The sequence below is a fragment of the Prochlorococcus sp. MIT 0916 genome (assembly GCF_047305155.1).
In the GTDB taxonomy this organism is placed as follows: domain Bacteria; phylum Cyanobacteriota; class Cyanobacteriia; order PCC-6307; family Cyanobiaceae; genus Prochlorococcus_B.
This window is the reverse complement of record NZ_CP138980.1, coordinates 826,863-845,757: the sequence shown is the minus strand read 5'-3', so window position 1 is coordinate 845,757 and position 18,895 is coordinate 826,863. Positions and strand designations below refer to the sequence as shown.

Below are 18,895 nucleotides of genomic sequence, written 5' to 3'. Positions count from 1 at the left end.
ACGTGATTGATATGGACCAACAGAATGCATCCACAATATGAATGACGTTAGCGAAATATCAGAGAAACTCAAGCCCTCCTAGCTCAGCAGAAATAATTACTTTTTTTTACTGAAAATTCTGCAACCATTTTCATCTATTACCAAATCCACTTCAAGCTCGTCCCATAGCATCGATAAACTTATAGAACTACTCTCGACTGATGGAACAGATTGCAAAAAAGTACCTTGCTTGATTCTTGTTGCAACTCCTCTATTACCTGAAACAACCTTCTCATCTATATCAAGCCAATAATGATTATGAGGTGCTTTATACATGGAACCAACATAAGGTCCATCCAATAACGGTATATCACTCAAGCGCCAAGTCCTACAAAATTCTTTATCTTCTAAAAGCAAATCAAAATGTATTCCATTAAGGTCATCTGGTGATCCAATGTGCTTTAACAAAACCCACCTATAAATTTTTTTTTTACCAAGAGTACTCAATTAAAGGATACTAAAAAACTAAAAAGGAAATTTCCATAAAAATCTTTCAGGAGATAAATCTCCTAAAGAAGAATTTCTGAACGATTCGCTTTTTAGCTTTTAGCCTCAGGTACAAATCTTAAAGCAATTAAAAGAAGGCTTCCAGCGCCTGCTATTGCGGCTAAAACTAGACCAAAATCAGTAGGGATTGTATTAGAAGCAAAAAACATTGATGAAATTCCGACGCCCATGGGTTTATAAGGAGATACCAATGACGTTTAGCACTATAAGTATTCGAATAGCAATATTTGTAAGCAAAGACGACGAAATATCCTTTGGAAATTTTGGACTTCAAACATTAAAAACTTCGAAAAAAAGAATTCTTGTTAGGCAACTTTTAAAATTGAAATCTATTAAGGGGTTTCGGTTCAGGCAATATATCTCTATTCTTTAATAAACCTTTAGGTTTATGGAATCAGTGAATTCCCCACCCTCTTCATCATCAAGTTCAGTCGAAGCTGAAGAAGAAGCTATTGCTGAAAAGTCTCCAGAGCAATGGTTCAATGAGCAATTTGATAATTTATTACCAAAAATTCAAGAGCGATGGCCAGATTTAGCAAAACAAACATTAGAAGCGACTAAAGGAAGTCTCGACGATTTAATCAATGTTATATCCGTACATTCAGGAAAAAACACTTTTGGAGTACAAGAACAACTAGAAGAAATTTTTCATTCTGCATCTGACACAACTCGAGGGCTAGCAGAGTCGCTGGAGCCTCTCGAAAAGCAGCTTGAGAACCTTCTAGATGAATTAAATAGTACTATCAGACCACGAATTGAGCAGCCAGTAAGAAAAAGGCCCCTATTAGCCATAAGCATTGCTACTGGAATTGGAGTTTTAGTTGGCATACTTCTTGGTGGAGGCAGAAGAAATTAATGACCAATTCAGAACGCAAAAAAAGAATAGGGGCTGCAGCAAGGGTTACTGCACTAGCAAGTTCAGTGATGGATCTTCATGTCCGTATTGCGCTGCAAGAAATGGACAAAGAAAAACGACGCTTGATAAGTGGTTTGATTTTCATAGCAACTGGTGGGATATTGATGTTATTTGCCTTACTTGGCTCCGAGTTAATTCTTGGATATTGGCTTAGAGACTTCTTTGAAATAGATAACAAATCAACAATTTCAATTTTAGTTTTTATAAATCTTGCATTAGCAGGGGTGAGCCTCAGAATTGGAGGATATTTGGCAAAAGGTCCTTACCTTCCAGAAACATTGGAGGGAATTGCAAAAACTACAAAAGCTGTTTTAGGCAAAAATTAAATTATCTAATTTTATAATTCAACCATCGGCAATCGATTGAACCATTATTGACTTGAAAACGTCGACTTGCTTTCATACCTAAATGCTTACTTAATTTTGGATTTCCATTAAGTAACCACAGATCCCAGCCAGAGGCTTGTTTTTTGCAATATTCTCCTAATGCTTTATACAGATTAGGTAGTTCATTTTCATCTCCTATTCTTTTCCCATACGGAGGATTACAAATTAAAAGTCCTAATCCAGGAGGTAATCGAAACTTTTGAAAAGGACAATTGATTATTTCTATATAATTTTCTAAGCCCGCTTTTATAATGTTCTCACGAGCTGAGTTAGCAATCATTGCATCAACTTCACAGCCAATTATTTTTGGTAAATTCTTATTTAAAAGTTTCATCTTCTTTGCCATTTTTAATTCTTTTTCCCAAATTGAAATATCAAAGTCCGGCCAATTTTGAAACAAAAATTTTCTATCTATTCCAGATACATGGCCAAGCAAAGAGCTAACTGCTTCAATCAACAATGTGCCAGAGCCGCACAATGGATCTACCAAATGACTAGTTCCATCCCATTCAGTTATTCGCATTAAACCTGCAGCTAATGTCTCCTTAATTGGAGCTATTCCAATAGCTGGCCTGTATCCTCTTTTATGCAGACTTGAGTTACTACCATCAACACTAAAAACCGCTTGATTATTAGCTAAGTGCAAATGAAAACAAATATCTGGATTGCTCAAGTCGATATTTGAACGAACGCCCCATAGCTCTCTCTGTAAATCAATAATTGCATTTTTGACTTGCAAAGCAGTGAAATGGGTATGTGATAATCCTGCACCAAATCCAGTAACATCTACTCGAAAACTTTTTTTTGGCTGTAGCCAATATTCCCAGTCAATAGATCTTTGAACGCCGCTGTACAATTCATAGGGTCCATAGCAAGGAAATCTGGCAATCTCTCTTAAAAATCTAAAAGACAATCTTGCTCGTAAATGTACTCTATATATACAACCCATATCAGCCTCGAATAATATATGTCTTCTTGAAGCTTTAACTGATTTAGCTCCAAGTTCTATCAACTCTTTTGCTCCCTCTTGTTCCAGACCTTGTGAGATGGATGCAACAAGTTTCATTATCTTTAAGTTATTAAAAAACTATCAAAATGTTCTTTCAACACTAATCGATTAATTCCCAAAGATCTGTCAGAATGTATATGTCTGTTTTCTAATGGACTAGGTGATTCACACCAGTATCTCGGACAGCGGTTCGATTCCGCTCAGCTCCATAAATGGGGCTGCAATGGCTTCGACGGGGTATCAGGCGAGTGACTGAAGCCTGCTCGGTCAGAGCAAAACCATAACTGCTAACAACATCGTTAGTTTCTCCCGTCAAACAGCCCCTGTTGCTGCTTGATCTTTTAGGAGATGGGGTGAGGTCAGCCTTATTACCCAATTGATCCATGGACGCTGGAAGGCGTCCTTTTTAATTGCCGCGCAATGAGTCTCAAGATCTCAAAAAATCGTCAAAATAGAGTTACGGGAAAATCCACTAATTCTCTTCAAAAGCAATTCTCAATCGTCTCAAAAATCCCGAAAAGCGAAAAGATTTCTATAAAACTACCCTAAAAGATCAAATAAGCCCTCAAGACCATCAGCCATGCCATCACCATCTAAGTCAATTGATTCATAAATTCCATCGTCATCTGCATCCGCATCAAAGAAACCAGGAATTCCATCTTTATCTACATCTGTATTTAAATTATCCGCAATAGTTTCATTAGCTTCAGTTCTAAAGTGCCCTGCCACAAAAGTTCCATCACCCTTAATGTAAAAATCTATCCACTTCAGATCAGGCTTACCTGAGTAAAAAGTTTCATTAATCCAACTGCTCATTGAACGTTACTCTCCAATGGGAATGCCGAATGCAGCCAAGGTGAAAATTGCTGCCTTGGGAGCCCACTTTAAGATTTTCGTACCTTTTTTCGCCCTATTCATTTCATAGTCATACCAGCCATATTTTTTCCATCTTCTAGCGGCACTTTCAATTTGAGTTGAAGTGATAATTTTCATGAGATAGAAGAGAGGCTCAACCAAGAAATCTTAAATAAGATAAAATCTAATGAAATTTTTCCAATATCAAGAGATGAAAATAACGCTCCAATATATTATTTTCTTCCCGAAATAACGATATAAATTTAGATTTGATAATCTAGTTTAATGAAACTTAAATTACATAATGAATACAATATTATAATTATATTTTTCAAGGCTATTTATCTCTATATTCTTTTAATTTTTAAAAGTTTTGGATAATCATTGCTTGTATAACCAGCTGATGAAGTATTACACAATATATCCATGGACGCTGAAAGACATCACTTTTTCATTTTTTAGGAAGAACCAGAAAGTCAGGTTTTTTCAAAACTTCTATAAACCTCAATACTAAAAAAAGCAATTAAATAAAGTCATATTTACAATTTTCTTATATATTTGTTCAGTACAATAATTTTTAATAAGTAATTAAATTTATATTTAATAGTCTGATAATATTTATCAAAATGATTAATTCAATGCATTTATCAATTTTTGCTTTAGCCTCACCTGAATGGGGAATTGCTCGATTTACAACCGACTCTTTTGCTTTAATCGCATTAGGAGTACTAGTGAGTCTTCCTATTCTATTACTAAAAGATAAAGCGGGCTTCAAAAATATCTGGTCAAGTGGAAATGCTCTCTCAGACAGATAAAGACAGAACTTTAAAGTTTGTATAAAGTATAATCAAGTATTAAATTACTATTAGATTTGTTGAATATTTTAAGACATTGTTTTAAATAACTCCTTGTGATAGTCAACAACATTTTGACAGCTTATAACCGGAGTGATTTCCATATCTATACCAAACTGAACTCTCCATGGAGCAAAATGTTGAAAAAGTTCCTTATCACCATTTGCATTACATAGAATCACAACACGACCCTCTCCAGGAGCATGAACTCGAAAAAGCATTTCAAATCCATCAAATTTGTCTTGCTTAGACATCTCTCCATTTTCCCAAAATTCTACAAACTGCTTATAAGCAGCCATTTGATTATCAGTATCAGTAAACTGGCAATCAACCAAATAGAGTTGCATTAGTTGTACAATAAAAACAAATTTTAGCTAAAAACACAAAATAAATTGTTGATATATCGATCAATAAACAAATGATGTTATAAAAAGAAGACAAAAGAACAAGAAGGATTATGAACTGATTTCTAGCCCAGCAAATAATTATGCTTGGACATCTAAAGATTTATAAATTATCAAGGAGAGTTGAAAAAACCATTTGAGAATAAAAATAAACACATAAGAATTAAAGGTCCTACACCAAATACAAAAAGAACAATTTTTGCAGTCCTAGGTGTTGTCTTTGTCTCCTCATTTGCTTGAATTGTATTGGAAGTGATTTTTTTTTTAGATTTTTGTCTAGACATATTTAAAATAGGCTGAGAAAACTATAATAGCAGTTAAAATTAAGAGTGAAACTATATTAGAAAAAGTAATTCCAATTAATGACTTAATAATTTTTTGAATCTGAATAATAATCAAAATAAAGGTTATAATAACTTGATATATTCAATAAGTTAATATATTTTATATGGACTCATTTTCATTATTAAAATATATCTTAAAAAAGAGAGTTTAATCGATTTCTTGAATAATTTTTTCTATTTTTCTAGCAGTATCAAACCAATTAAAAGACTTAGCTCGTAATGGGCCTTCTTGAAGAGCTTTATCAAAGCAGTTTTTATCATTTATAACTAAATGCATCGAAGAAGCTATGGATTTAAAATTAAATGGGTTAATAAAATAACCATAATCACCAATAACCTCGGGAAGAGCACCTCTTTCAGAAGCAATAATCGGAGTCCCACAAGCCATTGCCTCAAGAGCTGGAAGGCCAAATCCTTCCCAAAGACTCGCTATAATAAGTGCATGACATTCATTTAATAATAATAATTTTTCATCGTCATCAATCCAACCTTTCCAAACACATAAATGTCTAAGATTTAATTCATCAATTAGTTTTATCAGACTTGGTGTATACCTTTTATCAAAAGGACCAACAAAAATAAGCTTATAATCATTGATTTTTGCATATGCAAATGCTTTGATAACTCTTACCAAATTTTTATGTGGATTATGTCTACCGATAATAAGAAAGAATTTCTTTCTATTTTTTTTCATTGGAAAATACTTTTTATTATTAAATCCGAGCTTAATTGGAAATAACTTATGCATAGGCACCTTATAAAATCTATTCAAATCATTCGCGGTAGAGATAGAATTACAAAGAATTATCTTTGATTGTTTTAAAATTAAAGGGATATAAATCAAATGATATAAAGTTAAAAATGAAACTGAAGGATATCTAATTGGTATTAAGTCATGAGCTAAAACAATAGATTTAATATTAGTAAATAATGGCGCTTCTAATAATGGTGATAAAAAATATTCAGCGTTTAGTTTATTCATTAATTTTGGAACAGCATTTTGAAGCCAATACAATCGTTTAAAATGGCTTTGCAAGCCTTCACCTGGGGATAAATTATTAGGTATATAAATATCACCTCTTATGCCTATATCCTGTGGGATAAGTGTAGTTATTTTTTCTGCGGATAGTGAATTCATTAAATCCTTAGAAACTACTCCAATACCTGTATTTTTTTTTGTTATGTAGCTTCCATTAAAAACTATCAAAGTCATGGTTATAATATTCTCATAGAATCTATCTTAGATAATAGTCATTCAAATGTTGAGAGCAAACTTTTTTTTTAAATTTTTTAAATACAAACAAAATAGTAGTCATGAAATTGTGAAATATAATTCAAATCAAAACTTGTCCGTTGCAGAGCAAATCAACATTCAAATCATAGACATAGATAAAAAAATATCTGAGAATAACAAAGCCTTGGTTCAAGCACAAATTGTACAATTTCGCTCCACATTCTCAAAATCGAACACTTTTATAGAACAAATTGGAAAAAATTTATACAAAACAAAATTAAAAGACTCGATTAATTTTTATCAAAAACAACTAAAAGAGTTGTATCTTAGGCGTAGAGAATTAGAAATTAATTTAGAAAAATTGAAAGGTATATTTTGGCTAAATAGAATTAAAAAATTTATGAATATTATATTAGTCGGTTTTTTTATCTGTTTAAGTCTATTTATCTTTTTGTCAGGTTTTATGCTTATTATTTATATAATGCCACTGATGATATTAATCTTCTTAGGATATTTGATAGCCAATAGAAAGTATTAATCCACATTATAAGTATACATCAAACGAGAGTAATATGAAAATTAAAATAAATTTAATCTTCTATGAGAATACTTTTTTATAATTTTCTGAATGACTTTATAGCATTCGCCTAAACAACTCATCATCAAACACCCAAGGAACTGGCTGAATCAGCATTAATAATTCCTCAAAAGTAAGTAATTTTATAACATGATTGGCACTAGCAAAACATATCATTTATTAATGCGCCTGCTGAAGGCTCTCCCAGTTAGAAGAAGAAGGTCTCTATTGAAACTAATTCCAATAGCAGCCTTGACTGGTTTAGTAGATGTAATTGTAGTTGGAATTGTTTCTAGATTATTTACTGTTTTCATAGGCCAACCTAATCAACCTCCTTTACCATTTCAAAATTTCATACCTGAAGACCCAAAAACAAAAGTTATCAGTCTAGTCGTCATATATATAGCTATGAATTGGCTAGCATCATTTTCGAAATTATTTCTTAAAGCTGCCCAAGAAAGACTTCGAGTAGCTATTTGGAAAGACTTATCAGAACTAGCGCAAAAAAAATTACTGTCTCAACCATATGAATTCTTCTTAAACAAGAAAAAATCTGATTTATCTTCAAGAGTTTTAATCAATATTTCAAGAGTCTCCGAATTCCTAGTAAGACCAATTCTTCAAATTTCTAGTGGATTATGTGTGATTACTTTTATATGTATTGCTGTTCTTTTTATCGCAAAATCTATAGCTCTTTATTTAATCATAAGTCTCTTAATATTTTATATATTTATTTCATTATTTGTAACCCCTTTTATAAGGTATTCTTCTCGCCAAAGAATAAAATTAGAGAAAGAAACAAATAATATACTCACTGAATCAATGAGGACAATTATAGATGTTCACCTTACTAGCTCAGAATCTTACTTTGAGAAAAGATATCAATTAGCGAGTCAAAGCTCTTTCCCTTTCATTTGGAAAGCTGAGGTTTTACCTGAATTACCTAGGTCATTAATAGAGCCTTTTGGTATTACATTAATTTTTGCTATTGGTCTTTTCCCATATATACGTGGACAAAACGATTCAATACTTATAGAGATAGTTCCATTCTTAGCAACAATTGCAGTAGCTGCATTAAAACTGACTCCTCCATTACAAGATTCATTCAGAGCATTAACTTCGATGCGTGCATCAATACCTGATTTAGAAGAAATACTAAAGTTAATAGAACTTCCTTCTAGTAGGCTAACTAAAAGATCTATGGGCGTTCCTACCAAACAAGGAATTGAGCCTAAAAACAACATAAAACTTGAAAATCTGAGTTATAAGTATCCCAACAGTAACGAGTACACTTTAAAGAGTATTACTCTAACTATCCCGATTGGTTCGAGAATAGCTTTTGTTGGAGAAACAGGAAGTGGAAAAACCACTGTCGCTAATCAATTGCTCTGTCTTCTTAGACCAACAGACGGACATTTACTCTTAGATGGAGTTGAAGTTACTGATACAGAAGTGCCTGCTTGGCAGGATTGTTGCTCTTACGTTCCACAATCAATTTCTTTGTTAAATAGCAATATTATTGAAAATATTGCATATGGATTAGATGCAACACGAATAGATCATGCAAGAGTATGGGATGCACTTAAGGCAGCCCAATTAGCAGAATTGGTATCAGAAATGCCAATGGGTTTAAATACATCAGTTGGTGATAATGGCATCAGATTATCTGGGGGTCAACGACAAAGACTCGCCATAGCCAGAGCTTTTTATAGGCAATCAAAATTACTAGTTTTAGATGAAGCGACGAGTGCTCTAGATAACCGAACAGAAGCAGATGTAATGGATGCAATTGAAATTATTGGTAGACGTTGCACAATAGTTACGATTGCCCACAGATTATCAACAATTGAAAGATCAGATTGCATCTATGAATTTAAAGATGGGAAAATAGTTGCCTTTGGCAACTATCAACACTTACTAAAGCAATCAAAAACTTTTTTTAATATGGTAGAAATAGCAAAAAGAACACACAGTTCAGATATATAAATCTAAGTACATAATCAAAGAAAAAAGTTTGGACTCACAAAAACAATTAAAAAAGGAGTTTAAAATCTATCAACTCTTTAACTGATAGATAAAAAATCAGCGCTGTTCCAATAATTGATCCAGCCATACCTCCTAAAAACCCAAAAAATAATGTACTCAGATTTTTTCCATCCGTAGTAGGTGCTTGAGTAGACATAGGAAGGTTTTCAACGACTTTTAAGCGCTCATTGGCAGGTCTTCGACTGGTTTGTTGATGTCTAACAAGTGCTTCGAAATCTGGCATTTAATTTGTTTAGCAATGGAACAATAGGCCGACCAACCTGACATTCGCCTGGGGTCGGATCGACCTTTATCATCTACGGCATCAATTACGGCTGCTCCCTGGTTTTCTGCTTTATCAAAAGCAGATAGCAAAGGAATATCACCTTCTAAGACAGTTAAATCAAATTTTTCTAAAGCTTCTCTTGCTTCATTGGCAATTCGCCTTTGTCGAAAGTCAACCTTAACTAATAAAACTGCATGAGGAATATTTAACTGTTTTAGCAAAGATGCTAATTCGACGGTTAATTCAACCGACCTTGCTTTTGGTGCTGTAGGTAAGAGTACAAGGTCAGATCCGGCTGCTAAATGTTTCAATTCTTCTTCATCCGTACTGGCTTGTCCATCAGTAATAACAATATCTGAGAATCTTGTTGCTTTAGCGGCTGCCTCTACAGGAACAATACTAAATTTAAGATTACCTCTTGATCCATATGCAAGAGCCGATCGATTTCTATCCGCATCAACAAGACAAACATTTTTCCCTTGAGAGGACCATACACTTGCAAGATGGATTGAGGTACAAGTTTTAGCTACTCCACCTTTTTGACCACATACAGTTATGAACAAAAGAAAGACTTTACATCTAAAAATAATCTGCAGGATTTCGCTGCAAAGTCAAGTAGCATTTAAAAGATCAATCAAGCAATACTAATAGAAAAAAATATATATATAAGAAGAACATATACATAAGCAAATGTTTTGTATTTTTCAATACATTTTTATATTATAATTGATAAATTAATAATCAAAAGAAAAATTGATGCTTGCAGGAAGTTTTTTCTAAAGCATATTAATAATATGCTTTAGAAAAAAAATGTTCATTCAAAAAATTTTATTAAATGCAAAAAAAAGTCTATCAATTATTTTCAATAAACAAAAAAGAGAGCAGTCAGATAGGTGCGAAAATCTTACATCAATACCAGGGATTGGAACAAAAAACTGCAATAATTTCTATGAAGCTGGATACATGACGCCAGAGGCAATTATTTCTGCATCTGATGAAGAGCTTTTAACCATACCCGGAGTTGGTATTAGCTTTGTTAAAAAGTTGAGAAAAACATTAGGTAGAGTATAACTCTAAGCAATAGATATTGTATAAAAAGTAGTTTATATTTGAATATATTCAGTCAATGTAGTGAAGCAAAATTGTATGCAAAATCTTTTACCAAGGTAAAATCTCACCATTTGAATGCCAAAAAGTTCCAGTATTTTCAAGCGTAAGTTCATCAATTCTTTGAATCAAACCTTTAACTGATTCTTGAGGTTGAATGCCATTGGGAGTAAAACCTGTCATGCGAGTACTGACTAAACCTGGATGTAAAATTGCTACCGAAATACCTCTAGGCTTTAAATCCACCGATAAAGATTTGCCAGCCATACATAAGGCGACTTTAGACATCCTATATCCATAGGAACCACCAGAAGTATTATCTTCGATTGATCCCATTCGACTAGTTATTAAAGCTATTTTGGCTGATTTACTGAGCGTCCCAAGCATAGCTTGTACACAACACAGAGGACTTAAAGCGTTGACCTCAAATTGATGAAGGATACTTTGCGGATCTAGATTAGAAAGAGAGTTAAATTCAGAAATTCCAGCATTTTGAACCAAAACGTCGACTCTAGTATCATGTAAATTTTCTCGAAGCTTAATAACCGAATCTCCTGAAGTGATGTCAATATTTGTCTCAACTCTTACTGACAAAGAATTCAATTCTGGAGAAGTAGATCTACAGGTAGCAATTACATATTCTCCTCTATCTTTTAATTGTCGAACAAGTTCTAAACCAATACCTCTATTGGCACCTGTAATTAAATAAGTAGACAAAATCAACTTTAAGCTCGAACAAGGTTAAAACAAAAAAATAAAAAAAACAAAAATCAGTCGAATTGAAACAAAATCAGAATTTACTAAGAAAAAATATTACTCAATAAAAAATTATAATTCAATAATCTAAATCTTCATAAATGGAGTTAAATGCATCGCTAGAAGGTCCTGAGAGAATGTTTGGTCCCGACAAAAAAGTAAAACTTGCTTTACTACTCACCTGAGCAGAAAGTCTAATACAGCAAAAACCTTTTTTAACAACAAGTAATCTCCAAAACTCGTTCCAATCTATACATTGATCTAGAATCTCATTAATATAAAGTGTTTCATCTGAAGAATTAATTTCTATTTTCAATTTTTCTCGGAAAAAAAAATATTTTGCTAATCTCTCATTTTTTGAAATAATTTTACCGATATATCTGGTATTCTTTAGATCGTAATCTAAAGTTTCTAAGTAATTAAAAATCTGATCAATATGAATATTACTGAATCCTTGCAATTTTAAAGTTTTAAAAATTGACAAGTCCTGCTTCATTTTCTCTATTTTATTAATCATCTTACAACATAGAGAAGTAAAATATAAATTATTCTTTAAGTTTAGTAATTTAATAAAAAGAATTAAATTTATTAAAATAAAAATTAGGTATTTTCTTGTATATAGGAAATATTTTCAGACCCGCCACTAAGCTTATTTAGTGACAATATATAGGAATTCTCATGAAAACTTAGATCATTATTTCTTATTTCAGAATCAAACCAATTATAATCAAATCTGGGAATTATTTTTTTTATCCTATAGCCTAGGTTTAGATTTTGATAGGCAAGTTTTCTCCACTCACCATTGTTCTTGCGATAACCAAATTCAAGATAATACACACCTTTATTTATCGGGATAGGAAATGTAATAGAAGATTGAAATTTACTTACTTGAATCTCTTTCATAATACAAGTCGAATGATTTTTATTTCTATTATTGGTCATATCAAATAATCTAATAGCACAAAAACAACTTTTGCTAAAATCAATCCTAAAATTATCAATCGGGCTAATTTGCCAAAAGCATTTAATATATCCATTTCCAAGATTATTAACGGTTAAATTGCTAAAATTATTATTTAATTTATTTAAACTATTCCAAAAATATTCTTTCAAGTGTATAAGACGATTAATTTTCATTTTCACTATCATTCAAAAATATCTATTATTATAATTAAATTTTTGTTGTTTACCGAAAATTTATTTATCTTTTTGGTCATAGTCAATACGTAAAGCTAGTCATAATGAGAATAGATAAACTAAATTTTTCAAATCAACAGATTTTCATGACTTATGCTGCTTTAGTCCCTTGCCTATCAGCCATGATTGCCTCGACTAATTCTACAGTAGATCTTCTTGATGAAATATTACTCATCTTCCAGTGATTAATTAAAGTTTTCAACTCAACTATCCTTTTTTCAGCAACTTCAATTTTTTCTTCACTAGACATCGAAATAAGAGAATAAATTCTATGCTTTAAGCCTACCCTTTTTCAAATATATATCAATAGACAATGAGATAATAGTTAGCCTTCACAATGATCATACAAAGATAGATCTAGAGAGGATGATTGAGCAATAAAAAAGCCAACTACTTTGTAGCTGGCTTAGTAATTAATAGAAACAAAGGTAGCTATATAAATCTATTAATTATAAAACCCTTCAAGGCAGGAGTAATAGAACAAAAATGATTTTTTCTTTCCATTGACTCTTGACCGATTGGTAGATACGACAATGGATCACCTCCTTTAAGAAACATAAATAAAGAATAGTCAAAAAATAATCTTTGTCGGTCAATTCGGTAACAATTTTCGAAAAAATTAAAGATTTGACAATGATTTTGGAATAGTTTGATTATTTTCTGGAAAGATAAATTCGATATAACGTATTTGAAAGCTGTGAACCGTAAGCAATGAATTTTCAAAACCAGCGGTTAAAGCTCTTGAGTAAAAATAAATAAAAATAGTAGAAATTATGATCTGTTAACGTCAGAGGAATTTGTTGCTAACACAATATTCCTAACATTACTCACATGAGTCAACTCGTTTTCTGGGGATTATTATCTAGCCCTGCACCAACAAACAGCTCCAATCGTAGGAATTTCTTTTATTATTTTATTCGCAATTCTAGGAGTCATGGTTGGAAGAGATTATGACGGTATGAATGCACCTACTTTTAACAACATAAAAGAAACAAATCAAGATTGAATTTATGTTTAATTAAAAATACTTTTTTGGTGAACAAAAACTAAAAAATTCCAGCTATGAATTGACCAGTCGTAGCATAAGCACCTAAGCCTGCAACAATGCCTAACATTGCAATCAGAGCATTGAAAAGTTCAGCAGCAGAGTTCAACATAAATTATTTTACTAACGACATGGATATTCTCCTCGAGAGTGAAATACCGAATGATGTCATTCTTGTGTAACAAAGATTCGTTAAGAATTTAATCAGGAAATCGCGGAGACACAAGACTTGAAGTGATCAGAAGAATAATTTGCAAGAAAAAAAGAATAGCGAGAATTACCATGTAAATCAATCCAATGATAATACTAACGTACTATAGCTGGTTCACTTCGCAACTCTTCTTGGTGCTTTAGCAGAAAAGAAGAAAATGTTGTTGAAATTAAAGATGTTGAATATAGCTTTGAATTTAATAAATCACTGCAAAAAAACTAAAATAACCCAGTGATCTCAGAGAAAAGCGCTTTGTTCTCAGCTGATTCCGAAAAACCTAAAAGAACTTCATATCGTGTCTCTGCTCCACTGTTGAGTTGACCTAGCCAATAGTTTAAACCTCCAGTATCAGCGTCTCTGCTTAAAACATTTTGGTAGAGAGTATTTACATAGGCTGAATCAGAGACGTCTACTCCATAACGCTCTTTAAATTCTGCGGATGCTAAAAATGATTGAGCAACGACTCGTCTAGTGTTTCTTCCAGAACTGAATTGATCAATCCAATACTTCAATCCTTCAGGATCAGGCAGACGTTTAAAGGAGGCGTTATATAAGCGGAACATTTCACCTGAGTCTGTATTTAAACCCGTCACTTGATCGAATGTTGCTTTGACGTCATTAACTAAATGCATATTTTTATCATCAAATTTCAAAATCGATGCACCTGTTAATTCGTCAATTCCATTAGTTGTTTCTACTCCATATTTATCACTTCCTAAATCATAAAATTTATAAGTATCACTTTTACCGGAATATACTTTTTCTGATTTAAACCCTAGTGAAGTAATACCTTTAACTTCCTTGCTTGTTATTAAGGCATTTTTATCTGCGAAGGACAGCTTTTCAATATTAGATAATGTATCAGTACCATCATTAGTCGATGAGCGATTATCTGTAACGGTAATTATTTTATTGATGATATCAAATGTATAATCCGAAAAATTTCCCGAGTAAGTTGCTATGTCATAGTCAGCTCCACCATCAATCGTATCGTTTCCACCATTGCCTTGAAAAACATCATTACCAATACCACCTATAAGAGTATCTAAAGCATTTGATCCTTGAAGAAGCTCTCCCTGTATATCTTTAATATTAATAATTACATACTGATTAGATTGATTACCCTCTGAATCAGTAGCAGCAACAATTACATTATATTTATTTTTTATTTCATTAGCTCTTTTATCGATAGTGCTGATACTTTCAATAGCAAAATAATTATCTTTATATGCTACATTTCCCGACCAGGGTTTTGAAGAAGTAAAATCATATAAGGGTAATTGAGTCAAATTCAAACCATTAGCATACGTTACGTTATAACCATTCTTAGCAATTGGATTCTCTATACTTAATTGTTTAAATACATCACTAATTGTAAGTGGATTCTTAATTCCATCTCCCAATATATGTCCAAAAACAGTAAAGCCCTCATTTGATGAATCTAATGATAGGTTGTTTGATAGGTTTATAAACCATGAGGATGTTGCACTATTAGGTTTTCCAGAGACTTTTGCCATTGCAATAGTTCCAAGCAAATTTGAATTACCAGGTTCGTTGATAATTTCCGCTTTTGAATTAATTAACTTAGGAATTCCATCTATTTGATCAGATGCCACCTGTGGATGTGTATATTCCCCACTTTGAATAACAAAATCCGACTCAACTCTATGTATTAAACTATTTGTATAGGAACCATCCTTCATATATTGAATGAAATTATTAGATGTAATTGGAGTTGATTGATTACTTTGGTTTTGATTGTCATAAAGCTCTACAAAGAAACTAGAACTAACATTTTGCGCTTGATAAGTAGTTTTAAATTCTAAAGTTGTTCCATTTAGACTAAAAGATTGTTCAAAGTCAGGGGCATTTTGGAAAGTTAATTTACCGGAACTTTCATCAATTGTAAAAAGACTCTTCTCGCCACCAGTTAATGACCAGGAAACTGGTTCATTAGCAGTAAAAGTATAAATTTCCTTATTATTTTCATTGGTAGAAGCATAACTTAATTCTTCTCCCTCTGCCCCAGAGGCACCTTGAATTAATGGAGCAGTCATTTTCTTTTCCCTTTAATATTAAAAATAACTTAATCAAGTCATATTATATCCATAAGGAGTCACACAAGTCATGTCGCAAAAAAACGTTTTAGGAACTGAACTAAGATCTTGCAGTTGCAGCCCCATGACAGGATGGTATCGCGATGGGTCATGTAAAACAGACATATCTGATAGAGGCATGCATACTGTTTGTGCAGTAATAACTGAACAGTTTCTTTCTTACAGCAAAGCTCAAGGTAATGATCTCTCGACGCCTCAAATAGGATTTCCTGGATTAAAAAAAGGTGATCACTGGTGTCTATGTGCTCCTAGATGGAAAGAAGCATTCGAAGATGGTATGGCACCGTTAATTGACCTTGAGGCAACAGAGGAGAGCACTTTAAAAATTATTGATATCGAGACTTTAAAAAAATTTTCGCATAATAAATAACATTGAAAGTGGAGTATCAATAATTTTCAACATTGCCAACCATAAAGCTATTCTCCCATTTCATGAAGTGATTCTTTTTGGTCAAATAGATCATCATGTTCATAACATTTAGATTTATATAAAGAGTCAAAAAAACGCACTTCATATAAAAATCTAAAATCAGACAGACATAAGTTAATAAATCTGCTTAAAGATCGATTAATATTCGAAAGGACAATAAGATAAGTAATCAATCTTAGAAAAGCATCTCAGAAAGAAGCGTGGGGGAAAATAAAGCAACTAAAGCAGACTAAGCAAAAAATAGCACGAGATTTCTAGAAAATTAAAATTAATTCTAAAGTTGAGTCCACTCAGCTTGCACTTAGTCTATTCCAAGCTAGAAAGAACAGAATAGCTAATTAATCATGCTGAGTACGTCCTCACGTCTAAGAATACAAGAAATATTAACTAGACTATCTATGGGAAATGAAGTAACACTTGAGGAAAGAATTTATATCAATAAATATGCGACGAAGAATCAAAATGTATCTAGCTGGCTTAGAAAAGCCTCACTTATGCAACGAAAACAGCCTCTTTCCAATGCAATAGATGAATTACTCAATGGACTTGATCTCAGTTCAGATGAACCCAATTCGACATATAATCCTGATCGAGATGACCTAGGAGAATGGTTCTCAGGAGCACCTTCATGGATTAGAAGAAGCTAGTAATTTTAAGAAAATAAAATGTAAAACTTTACCAAGCGAAACCTATCTATTTGGGAGAAAGATCAAGCCGCTTCCTCTTTCTTTTCTAGTTTTAATAAATCAATTACATTCGAACTGATTGGCTGAAAGTCCTCATCCTTAGCAGAGGCGATAGAATCTTTCATCAAAAGTTTTACAAGAGAAGTAATTGAAGAAGTTAGCAACTTAAAGCTCTCAAAAATATTTCCTAGCTCTTTAGTAATCTCATCTTGATGCTTCCCTTTACTCATTAATGTGGAGAAAGTCCAACCAGCCAAGCCTAAAATAAGCAGAAAAACAACTGTAATCATAATAAAAATAAATACAAATCATGTATATCGACAACTCATAAATAAAGCAAGGCAATAAACATGTATTCCTTGAAATTTTGATAAATCAAAAATATCTTTTTGATCCTCCATTATGTTTTATAAATAAGTCTATGATTTAAAAACATTTTATAAAAGTCACTTCTAGTTCAACAATTGGACTAATCTGATTGAACTATACATAGCTGATTCCACTCCTTCACAAGTATTCATATCAAACCAATCTCCACAAAAACCAATCTTGCTAATTGGAGACCACTGTAATTCTTTGGGTAATAAGGGTTTCAGCGGTTGGGAAGCCCTCCAATCCATTGTGTCGATAAGTCTTGCTTGTAAAAACAGATCTATAAATATTCGATGTTTGAAAAATAATGACAATAAATAGTGAGTAATTTTACGATTATCAATCTCGAGTAGATTATTTATATAAGAACAATGTAAGACAAGAATCATCGACCCATCGGATTGTCTGTGAAAAATAATTCTTTCAAAATTCAAATCATCTCTAATTAAATTTGAAAATAATACTTGTAAATATTTATGCTTAAAGTTTTGAACAACTCCCAAGTTCTTAACATGGAAAATATAAGTTTTTCTTTTCATATAAGTTAGTTTACTTGTTTCACTTAATACTGAATCCACAACTTTGTCTTTGCCTAGAACAAAAGCATCGCTTAGTGGTAAGGATTTCATATTCAGAATTTCCAAACATCTTGGGTGTGCAATTAAAGAACTAGATAAAATAAGGTTTTTAGATTTAATTAAACTTCCATTATTAACTTGTAGCTCCCATAGATCATTTATACGCTGAATGGATTTAATAAGGGTTTGAAATAAAAAATTTATTTTTTTTGGATTAATAGATTGATTAATTATTTCCTCACAAAAATTTATCATAAAAGGTAAACTCCTATAAATTTTATCATTAGTTCGTGAATTATTTAAAATACCAAATTCATTCATTAATAAGATATCTTTTGAGATGTCTACCAATACTTTTGAATTTATTAATGGTAAAATTAATGTCTGTATATCTTCTGAAATATGTTGACTAAACCTAATAGATGGTAAACCATGATCATATTGAAGCATTATATTATTTCTTGATTGTCTTGTGGTTGATCTTCCACCTAGTCTCCTCCCTTGCTCAACTATTAAGATAGAAACATCGGAAAATCTTTTATTCAGAAATGATGCAAATGTACAAGCTGATATTCCTGCACCTATGACTATAAAATCATAAAAATTATTCATAAATGTGGGAAATATAAATAACATTTACGTGCGATTTCTCCTGCTTCTTTAAAGAAATCTCTTGCAGTAGTCTCTTCATCGTCAATTACATAATTACCACAATCTTTTCCAATCCTATCTCTTAAACAGTCCCAAAAATCTTCAACAAATCTTTCATCTTCAGAACAAGCTACAAATTTCAAATAAGTATTATGTAATGCAAACTCACTTGAAGAGTCTAAAGAAACTCCCTTTTCCTTAGCTTCGTAAAGCTTGCTTGCAAATCTCTTCGCAACTGCATTTTGAGCTGCTATGAAATCCACCTCCAGCGCTTGTAAACTTAGTGACTGCAAGAAACAAATCAAAAAT

The 18,895-nt window shown here is 32.2% G+C and carries 26 protein-coding genes; 8 read left to right on the top strand and 18 right to left on the bottom strand.

Going from position 1 to position 18,895, the window contains the following annotated elements; genetic code table 11:
- Positions 1–96 precede the first annotated feature (96 nt).
- Positions 97–486, bottom strand: a complete 390-nt coding sequence (locus SIB53_RS04330; protein ID WP_413678971.1) for a hypothetical protein — start codon at positions 484–486, stop codon at positions 97–99.
- Positions 487–578: 92 nt separating this feature from the next.
- Complete coding sequence (locus tag SIB53_RS04325; protein ID WP_413678970.1) at positions 579–716, bottom strand: hypothetical protein; 138 nt, start codon at positions 714–716, stop codon at positions 579–581.
- Positions 717–934: 218 nt separating this feature from the next.
- Here SIB53_RS04325 and SIB53_RS04320 point away from each other — a divergent pair, with 218 nt between their 5' ends.
- Positions 935–1,402 carry a hypothetical protein gene (locus tag SIB53_RS04320; RefSeq protein WP_413678969.1) on the top strand — a complete coding sequence of 156 codons (468 nt, stop codon included), beginning with the start codon at positions 935–937 and terminating at the stop codon, positions 1,400–1,402.
- Positions 1,402–1,788 (top strand): phage holin family protein, encoded by a 387-nt coding sequence (locus SIB53_RS04315; protein WP_413678968.1) that lies wholly within the window; start codon positions 1,402–1,404, stop codon positions 1,786–1,788. Before SIB53_RS04320 ends, SIB53_RS04315 begins: the two co-directional genes overlap by 1 nt.
- 1 nt (position 1,789) lies before the next feature.
- Here SIB53_RS04315 and SIB53_RS04310 read toward each other — a convergent pair whose 3' ends face one another.
- The 3 genes from SIB53_RS04310 to SIB53_RS04300 all read right to left on the bottom strand — a co-directional run bounded on the left by SIB53_RS04310 (position 1,790) and on the right by SIB53_RS04300 (position 3,850).
- Positions 1,790–2,914 (bottom strand): THUMP domain-containing class I SAM-dependent RNA methyltransferase, encoded by a 1,125-nt coding sequence (locus SIB53_RS04310; protein WP_413678967.1) that lies wholly within the window; start codon positions 2,912–2,914, stop codon positions 1,790–1,792.
- Positions 2,915–3,397: 483 nt separating this feature from the next.
- A complete protein-coding gene (locus SIB53_RS04305) occupies positions 3,398–3,673 on the bottom strand; it encodes a hypothetical protein (RefSeq protein ID WP_413678966.1) in 276 nt (91 codons plus the stop codon).
- A gap of 6 nt (positions 3,674–3,679) precedes the next feature.
- Positions 3,680–3,850, bottom strand: a complete 171-nt coding sequence (locus SIB53_RS04300) for a hypothetical protein (RefSeq protein ID WP_413678965.1) — start codon at positions 3,848–3,850, stop codon at positions 3,680–3,682.
- A 500-nt stretch (positions 3,851–4,350) separates the two neighbouring features.
- On the opposite strand from SIB53_RS04300, the gene SIB53_RS04295 reads away from it, so the two are divergent.
- On the top strand, positions 4,351–4,527 hold the full coding sequence (locus SIB53_RS04295) for a hypothetical protein (RefSeq protein ID WP_413678964.1): 177 nt from the start codon (positions 4,351–4,353) through the stop codon (positions 4,525–4,527).
- A gap of 68 nt (positions 4,528–4,595) precedes the next feature.
- Here SIB53_RS04295 and SIB53_RS04290 read toward each other — a convergent pair whose 3' ends face one another.
- Positions 4,596–4,913, bottom strand: a complete 318-nt coding sequence (locus tag SIB53_RS04290) for a DUF3303 domain-containing protein (RefSeq protein WP_413678963.1) — start codon at positions 4,911–4,913, stop codon at positions 4,596–4,598.
- Between the two features lie 549 nt (positions 4,914–5,462).
- Positions 5,463–6,527: a glycosyltransferase family 4 protein gene (locus SIB53_RS04285; protein ID WP_413678962.1), complete on the bottom strand. Its 1,065-nt coding sequence runs from the start codon at positions 6,525–6,527 to the stop codon at positions 5,463–5,465.
- Between the two features lie 46 nt (positions 6,528–6,573).
- Between SIB53_RS04285 and SIB53_RS04280 the strand changes: the two genes are divergently transcribed.
- Together SIB53_RS04280 and SIB53_RS04275 are read left to right on the top strand one after the other, a co-directional pair.
- Positions 6,574–7,086: a hypothetical protein gene (locus tag SIB53_RS04280; RefSeq protein WP_413678961.1), complete on the top strand. Its 513-nt coding sequence runs from the start codon at positions 6,574–6,576 to the stop codon at positions 7,084–7,086.
- Positions 7,087–7,275: 189 nt separating this feature from the next.
- Positions 7,276–9,111 (top strand): ABC transporter ATP-binding protein, encoded by a 1,836-nt coding sequence (locus SIB53_RS04275; RefSeq protein WP_413678960.1) that lies wholly within the window; start codon positions 7,276–7,278, stop codon positions 9,109–9,111.
- A 46-nt stretch (positions 9,112–9,157) separates the two neighbouring features.
- Here SIB53_RS04275 and SIB53_RS04270 read toward each other — a convergent pair whose 3' ends face one another.
- Both SIB53_RS04270 and SIB53_RS04265 read right to left on the bottom strand, forming a co-directional pair.
- Entirely contained in the window at positions 9,158–9,307 is a 150-nt protein-coding gene (locus SIB53_RS04270) for a hypothetical protein (RefSeq protein WP_413678959.1), read from the bottom strand.
- Between the two features lie 20 nt (positions 9,308–9,327).
- A complete protein-coding gene (locus SIB53_RS04265; RefSeq protein ID WP_413678958.1) occupies positions 9,328–9,999 on the bottom strand; it encodes an AAA family ATPase in 672 nt (223 codons plus the stop codon).
- Between the two features lie 247 nt (positions 10,000–10,246).
- On the opposite strand from SIB53_RS04265, the gene SIB53_RS04260 reads away from it, so the two are divergent.
- The gene (locus tag SIB53_RS04260; protein WP_413678957.1) at positions 10,247–10,507 is read left to right on the top strand and encodes a helix-hairpin-helix domain-containing protein; all 261 of its coding nucleotides are present in this window, start codon (positions 10,247–10,249) and stop codon (positions 10,505–10,507) included.
- An 87-nt stretch (positions 10,508–10,594) separates the two neighbouring features.
- Here the strand turns inward: SIB53_RS04260 and SIB53_RS04255 are convergent, their stop codons facing one another.
- The 6 genes from SIB53_RS04255 to SIB53_RS04230 all read right to left on the bottom strand — a co-directional run bounded on the left by SIB53_RS04255 (position 10,595) and on the right by SIB53_RS04230 (position 15,809).
- The gene (locus tag SIB53_RS04255; protein WP_413678956.1) at positions 10,595–11,260 is read right to left on the bottom strand and encodes an SDR family oxidoreductase; all 666 of its coding nucleotides are present in this window, start codon (positions 11,258–11,260) and stop codon (positions 10,595–10,597) included.
- Positions 11,261–11,378: 118 nt separating this feature from the next.
- Positions 11,379–11,816, bottom strand: coding sequence for a hypothetical protein (locus SIB53_RS04250; protein WP_413678955.1), 438 nt, complete (start codon positions 11,814–11,816; stop codon positions 11,379–11,381).
- Positions 11,817–11,899: 83 nt separating this feature from the next.
- A complete protein-coding gene (locus SIB53_RS04245) occupies positions 11,900–12,436 on the bottom strand; it encodes a DUF4912 domain-containing protein (RefSeq protein WP_413678954.1) in 537 nt (178 codons plus the stop codon).
- A gap of 151 nt (positions 12,437–12,587) precedes the next feature.
- Complete coding sequence (locus SIB53_RS04240; RefSeq protein WP_413678953.1) at positions 12,588–12,746, bottom strand: hypothetical protein; 159 nt, start codon at positions 12,744–12,746, stop codon at positions 12,588–12,590.
- Positions 12,747–13,542: 796 nt separating this feature from the next.
- Positions 13,543–13,653: a high light inducible protein gene (locus SIB53_RS04235; RefSeq protein WP_413678952.1), complete on the bottom strand. Its 111-nt coding sequence runs from the start codon at positions 13,651–13,653 to the stop codon at positions 13,543–13,545.
- 317 nt (positions 13,654–13,970) lie between these two features.
- On the bottom strand, positions 13,971–15,809 hold the full coding sequence (locus SIB53_RS04230; RefSeq protein WP_413678951.1) for a DUF4214 domain-containing protein: 1,839 nt from the start codon (positions 15,807–15,809) through the stop codon (positions 13,971–13,973).
- 70 nt (positions 15,810–15,879) lie between these two features.
- On the opposite strand from SIB53_RS04230, the gene SIB53_RS04225 reads away from it, so the two are divergent.
- Positions 15,880–16,239 carry a DUF2237 family protein gene (locus SIB53_RS04225; RefSeq protein ID WP_413678950.1) on the top strand — a complete coding sequence of 120 codons (360 nt, stop codon included), beginning with the start codon at positions 15,880–15,882 and terminating at the stop codon, positions 16,237–16,239.
- Between the two features lie 404 nt (positions 16,240–16,643).
- Positions 16,644–16,946: a hypothetical protein gene (locus SIB53_RS04220; RefSeq protein ID WP_413678949.1), complete on the top strand. Its 303-nt coding sequence runs from the start codon at positions 16,644–16,646 to the stop codon at positions 16,944–16,946.
- Positions 16,947–17,008: 62 nt separating this feature from the next.
- Here the strand turns inward: SIB53_RS04220 and SIB53_RS04215 are convergent, their stop codons facing one another.
- The 3 genes from SIB53_RS04215 to SIB53_RS04205 all read right to left on the bottom strand — a co-directional run bounded on the left by SIB53_RS04215 (position 17,009) and on the right by SIB53_RS04205 (position 18,879).
- Positions 17,009–17,275, bottom strand: a complete 267-nt coding sequence (locus tag SIB53_RS04215) for a hypothetical protein (protein ID WP_413678948.1) — start codon at positions 17,273–17,275, stop codon at positions 17,009–17,011.
- A 162-nt stretch (positions 17,276–17,437) separates the two neighbouring features.
- Positions 17,438–18,547 (bottom strand): NAD(P)-binding protein, encoded by a 1,110-nt coding sequence (locus tag SIB53_RS04210; protein ID WP_413678947.1) that lies wholly within the window; start codon positions 18,545–18,547, stop codon positions 17,438–17,440.
- Positions 18,544–18,879, bottom strand: coding sequence for a hypothetical protein (locus tag SIB53_RS04205; protein ID WP_413678946.1), 336 nt, complete (start codon positions 18,877–18,879; stop codon positions 18,544–18,546). The genes SIB53_RS04210 and SIB53_RS04205 overlap by 4 nt, the downstream gene beginning before the upstream one ends.
- Between the last annotated feature and the right edge of the window lie 16 nt (positions 18,880–18,895).

Bases quoted from the DNA above. Each gene is read 5' to 3' on its own strand.
- SIB53_RS04325 (WP_413678970.1), bottom strand. From the start codon at position 716: ATGGGCGTCGGAATTTCATCAATGTTTTTTGCTTCTAATACAATCCCT.
- SIB53_RS04320 (WP_413678969.1), top strand. From the start codon at position 935: ATGGAATCAGTGAATTCCCCACCCTCTTCATCATCAAGTTCAGTCGAA.
- SIB53_RS04315 (WP_413678968.1), top strand. From the start codon at position 1,402: ATGACCAATTCAGAACGCAAAAAAAGAATAGGGGCTGCAGCAAGGGTT.
- SIB53_RS04310 (WP_413678967.1), bottom strand. From the start codon at position 2,914: ATGAAACTTGTTGCATCCATCTCACAAGGTCTGGAACAAGAGGGAGCA.
- SIB53_RS04305 (WP_413678966.1), bottom strand. From the start codon at position 3,673: ATGAGCAGTTGGATTAATGAAACTTTTTACTCAGGTAAGCCTGATCTG.
- SIB53_RS04300 (WP_413678965.1), bottom strand. From the start codon at position 3,850: ATGAAAATTATCACTTCAACTCAAATTGAAAGTGCCGCTAGAAGATGG.
- SIB53_RS04295 (WP_413678964.1), top strand. From the start codon at position 4,351: ATGCATTTATCAATTTTTGCTTTAGCCTCACCTGAATGGGGAATTGCT.
- SIB53_RS04290 (WP_413678963.1), bottom strand. From the start codon at position 4,913: ATGCAACTCTATTTGGTTGATTGCCAGTTTACTGATACTGATAATCAA.
- SIB53_RS04285 (WP_413678962.1), bottom strand. From the start codon at position 6,527: ATGACTTTGATAGTTTTTAATGGAAGCTACATAACAAAAAAAAATACA.
- SIB53_RS04280 (WP_413678961.1), top strand. From the start codon at position 6,574: ATGTTGAGAGCAAACTTTTTTTTTAAATTTTTTAAATACAAACAAAAT.
- SIB53_RS04275 (WP_413678960.1), top strand. From the start codon at position 7,276: ATGATTGGCACTAGCAAAACATATCATTTATTAATGCGCCTGCTGAAG.
- SIB53_RS04270 (WP_413678959.1), bottom strand. From the start codon at position 9,307: ATGTCTACTCAAGCACCTACTACGGATGGAAAAAATCTGAGTACATTA.
- SIB53_RS04260 (WP_413678957.1), top strand. From the start codon at position 10,247: ATGTTCATTCAAAAAATTTTATTAAATGCAAAAAAAAGTCTATCAATT.
- SIB53_RS04250 (WP_413678955.1), bottom strand. From the start codon at position 11,816: ATGATTAATAAAATAGAGAAAATGAAGCAGGACTTGTCAATTTTTAAA.
- SIB53_RS04245 (WP_413678954.1), bottom strand. From the start codon at position 12,436: ATGAAAATTAATCGTCTTATACACTTGAAAGAATATTTTTGGAATAGT.
- SIB53_RS04240 (WP_413678953.1), bottom strand. From the start codon at position 12,746: ATGTCTAGTGAAGAAAAAATTGAAGTTGCTGAAAAAAGGATAGTTGAG.
- SIB53_RS04235 (WP_413678952.1), bottom strand. From the start codon at position 13,653: ATGTTGAACTCTGCTGCTGAACTTTTCAATGCTCTGATTGCAATGTTA.
- SIB53_RS04230 (WP_413678951.1), bottom strand. From the start codon at position 15,809: ATGACTGCTCCATTAATTCAAGGTGCCTCTGGGGCAGAGGGAGAAGAA.
- SIB53_RS04225 (WP_413678950.1), top strand. From the start codon at position 15,880: ATGTCGCAAAAAAACGTTTTAGGAACTGAACTAAGATCTTGCAGTTGC.
- SIB53_RS04220 (WP_413678949.1), top strand. From the start codon at position 16,644: ATGCTGAGTACGTCCTCACGTCTAAGAATACAAGAAATATTAACTAGA.
- SIB53_RS04215 (WP_413678948.1), bottom strand. From the start codon at position 17,275: ATGATTACAGTTGTTTTTCTGCTTATTTTAGGCTTGGCTGGTTGGACT.
- SIB53_RS04210 (WP_413678947.1), bottom strand. From the start codon at position 18,547: ATGAATAATTTTTATGATTTTATAGTCATAGGTGCAGGAATATCAGCT.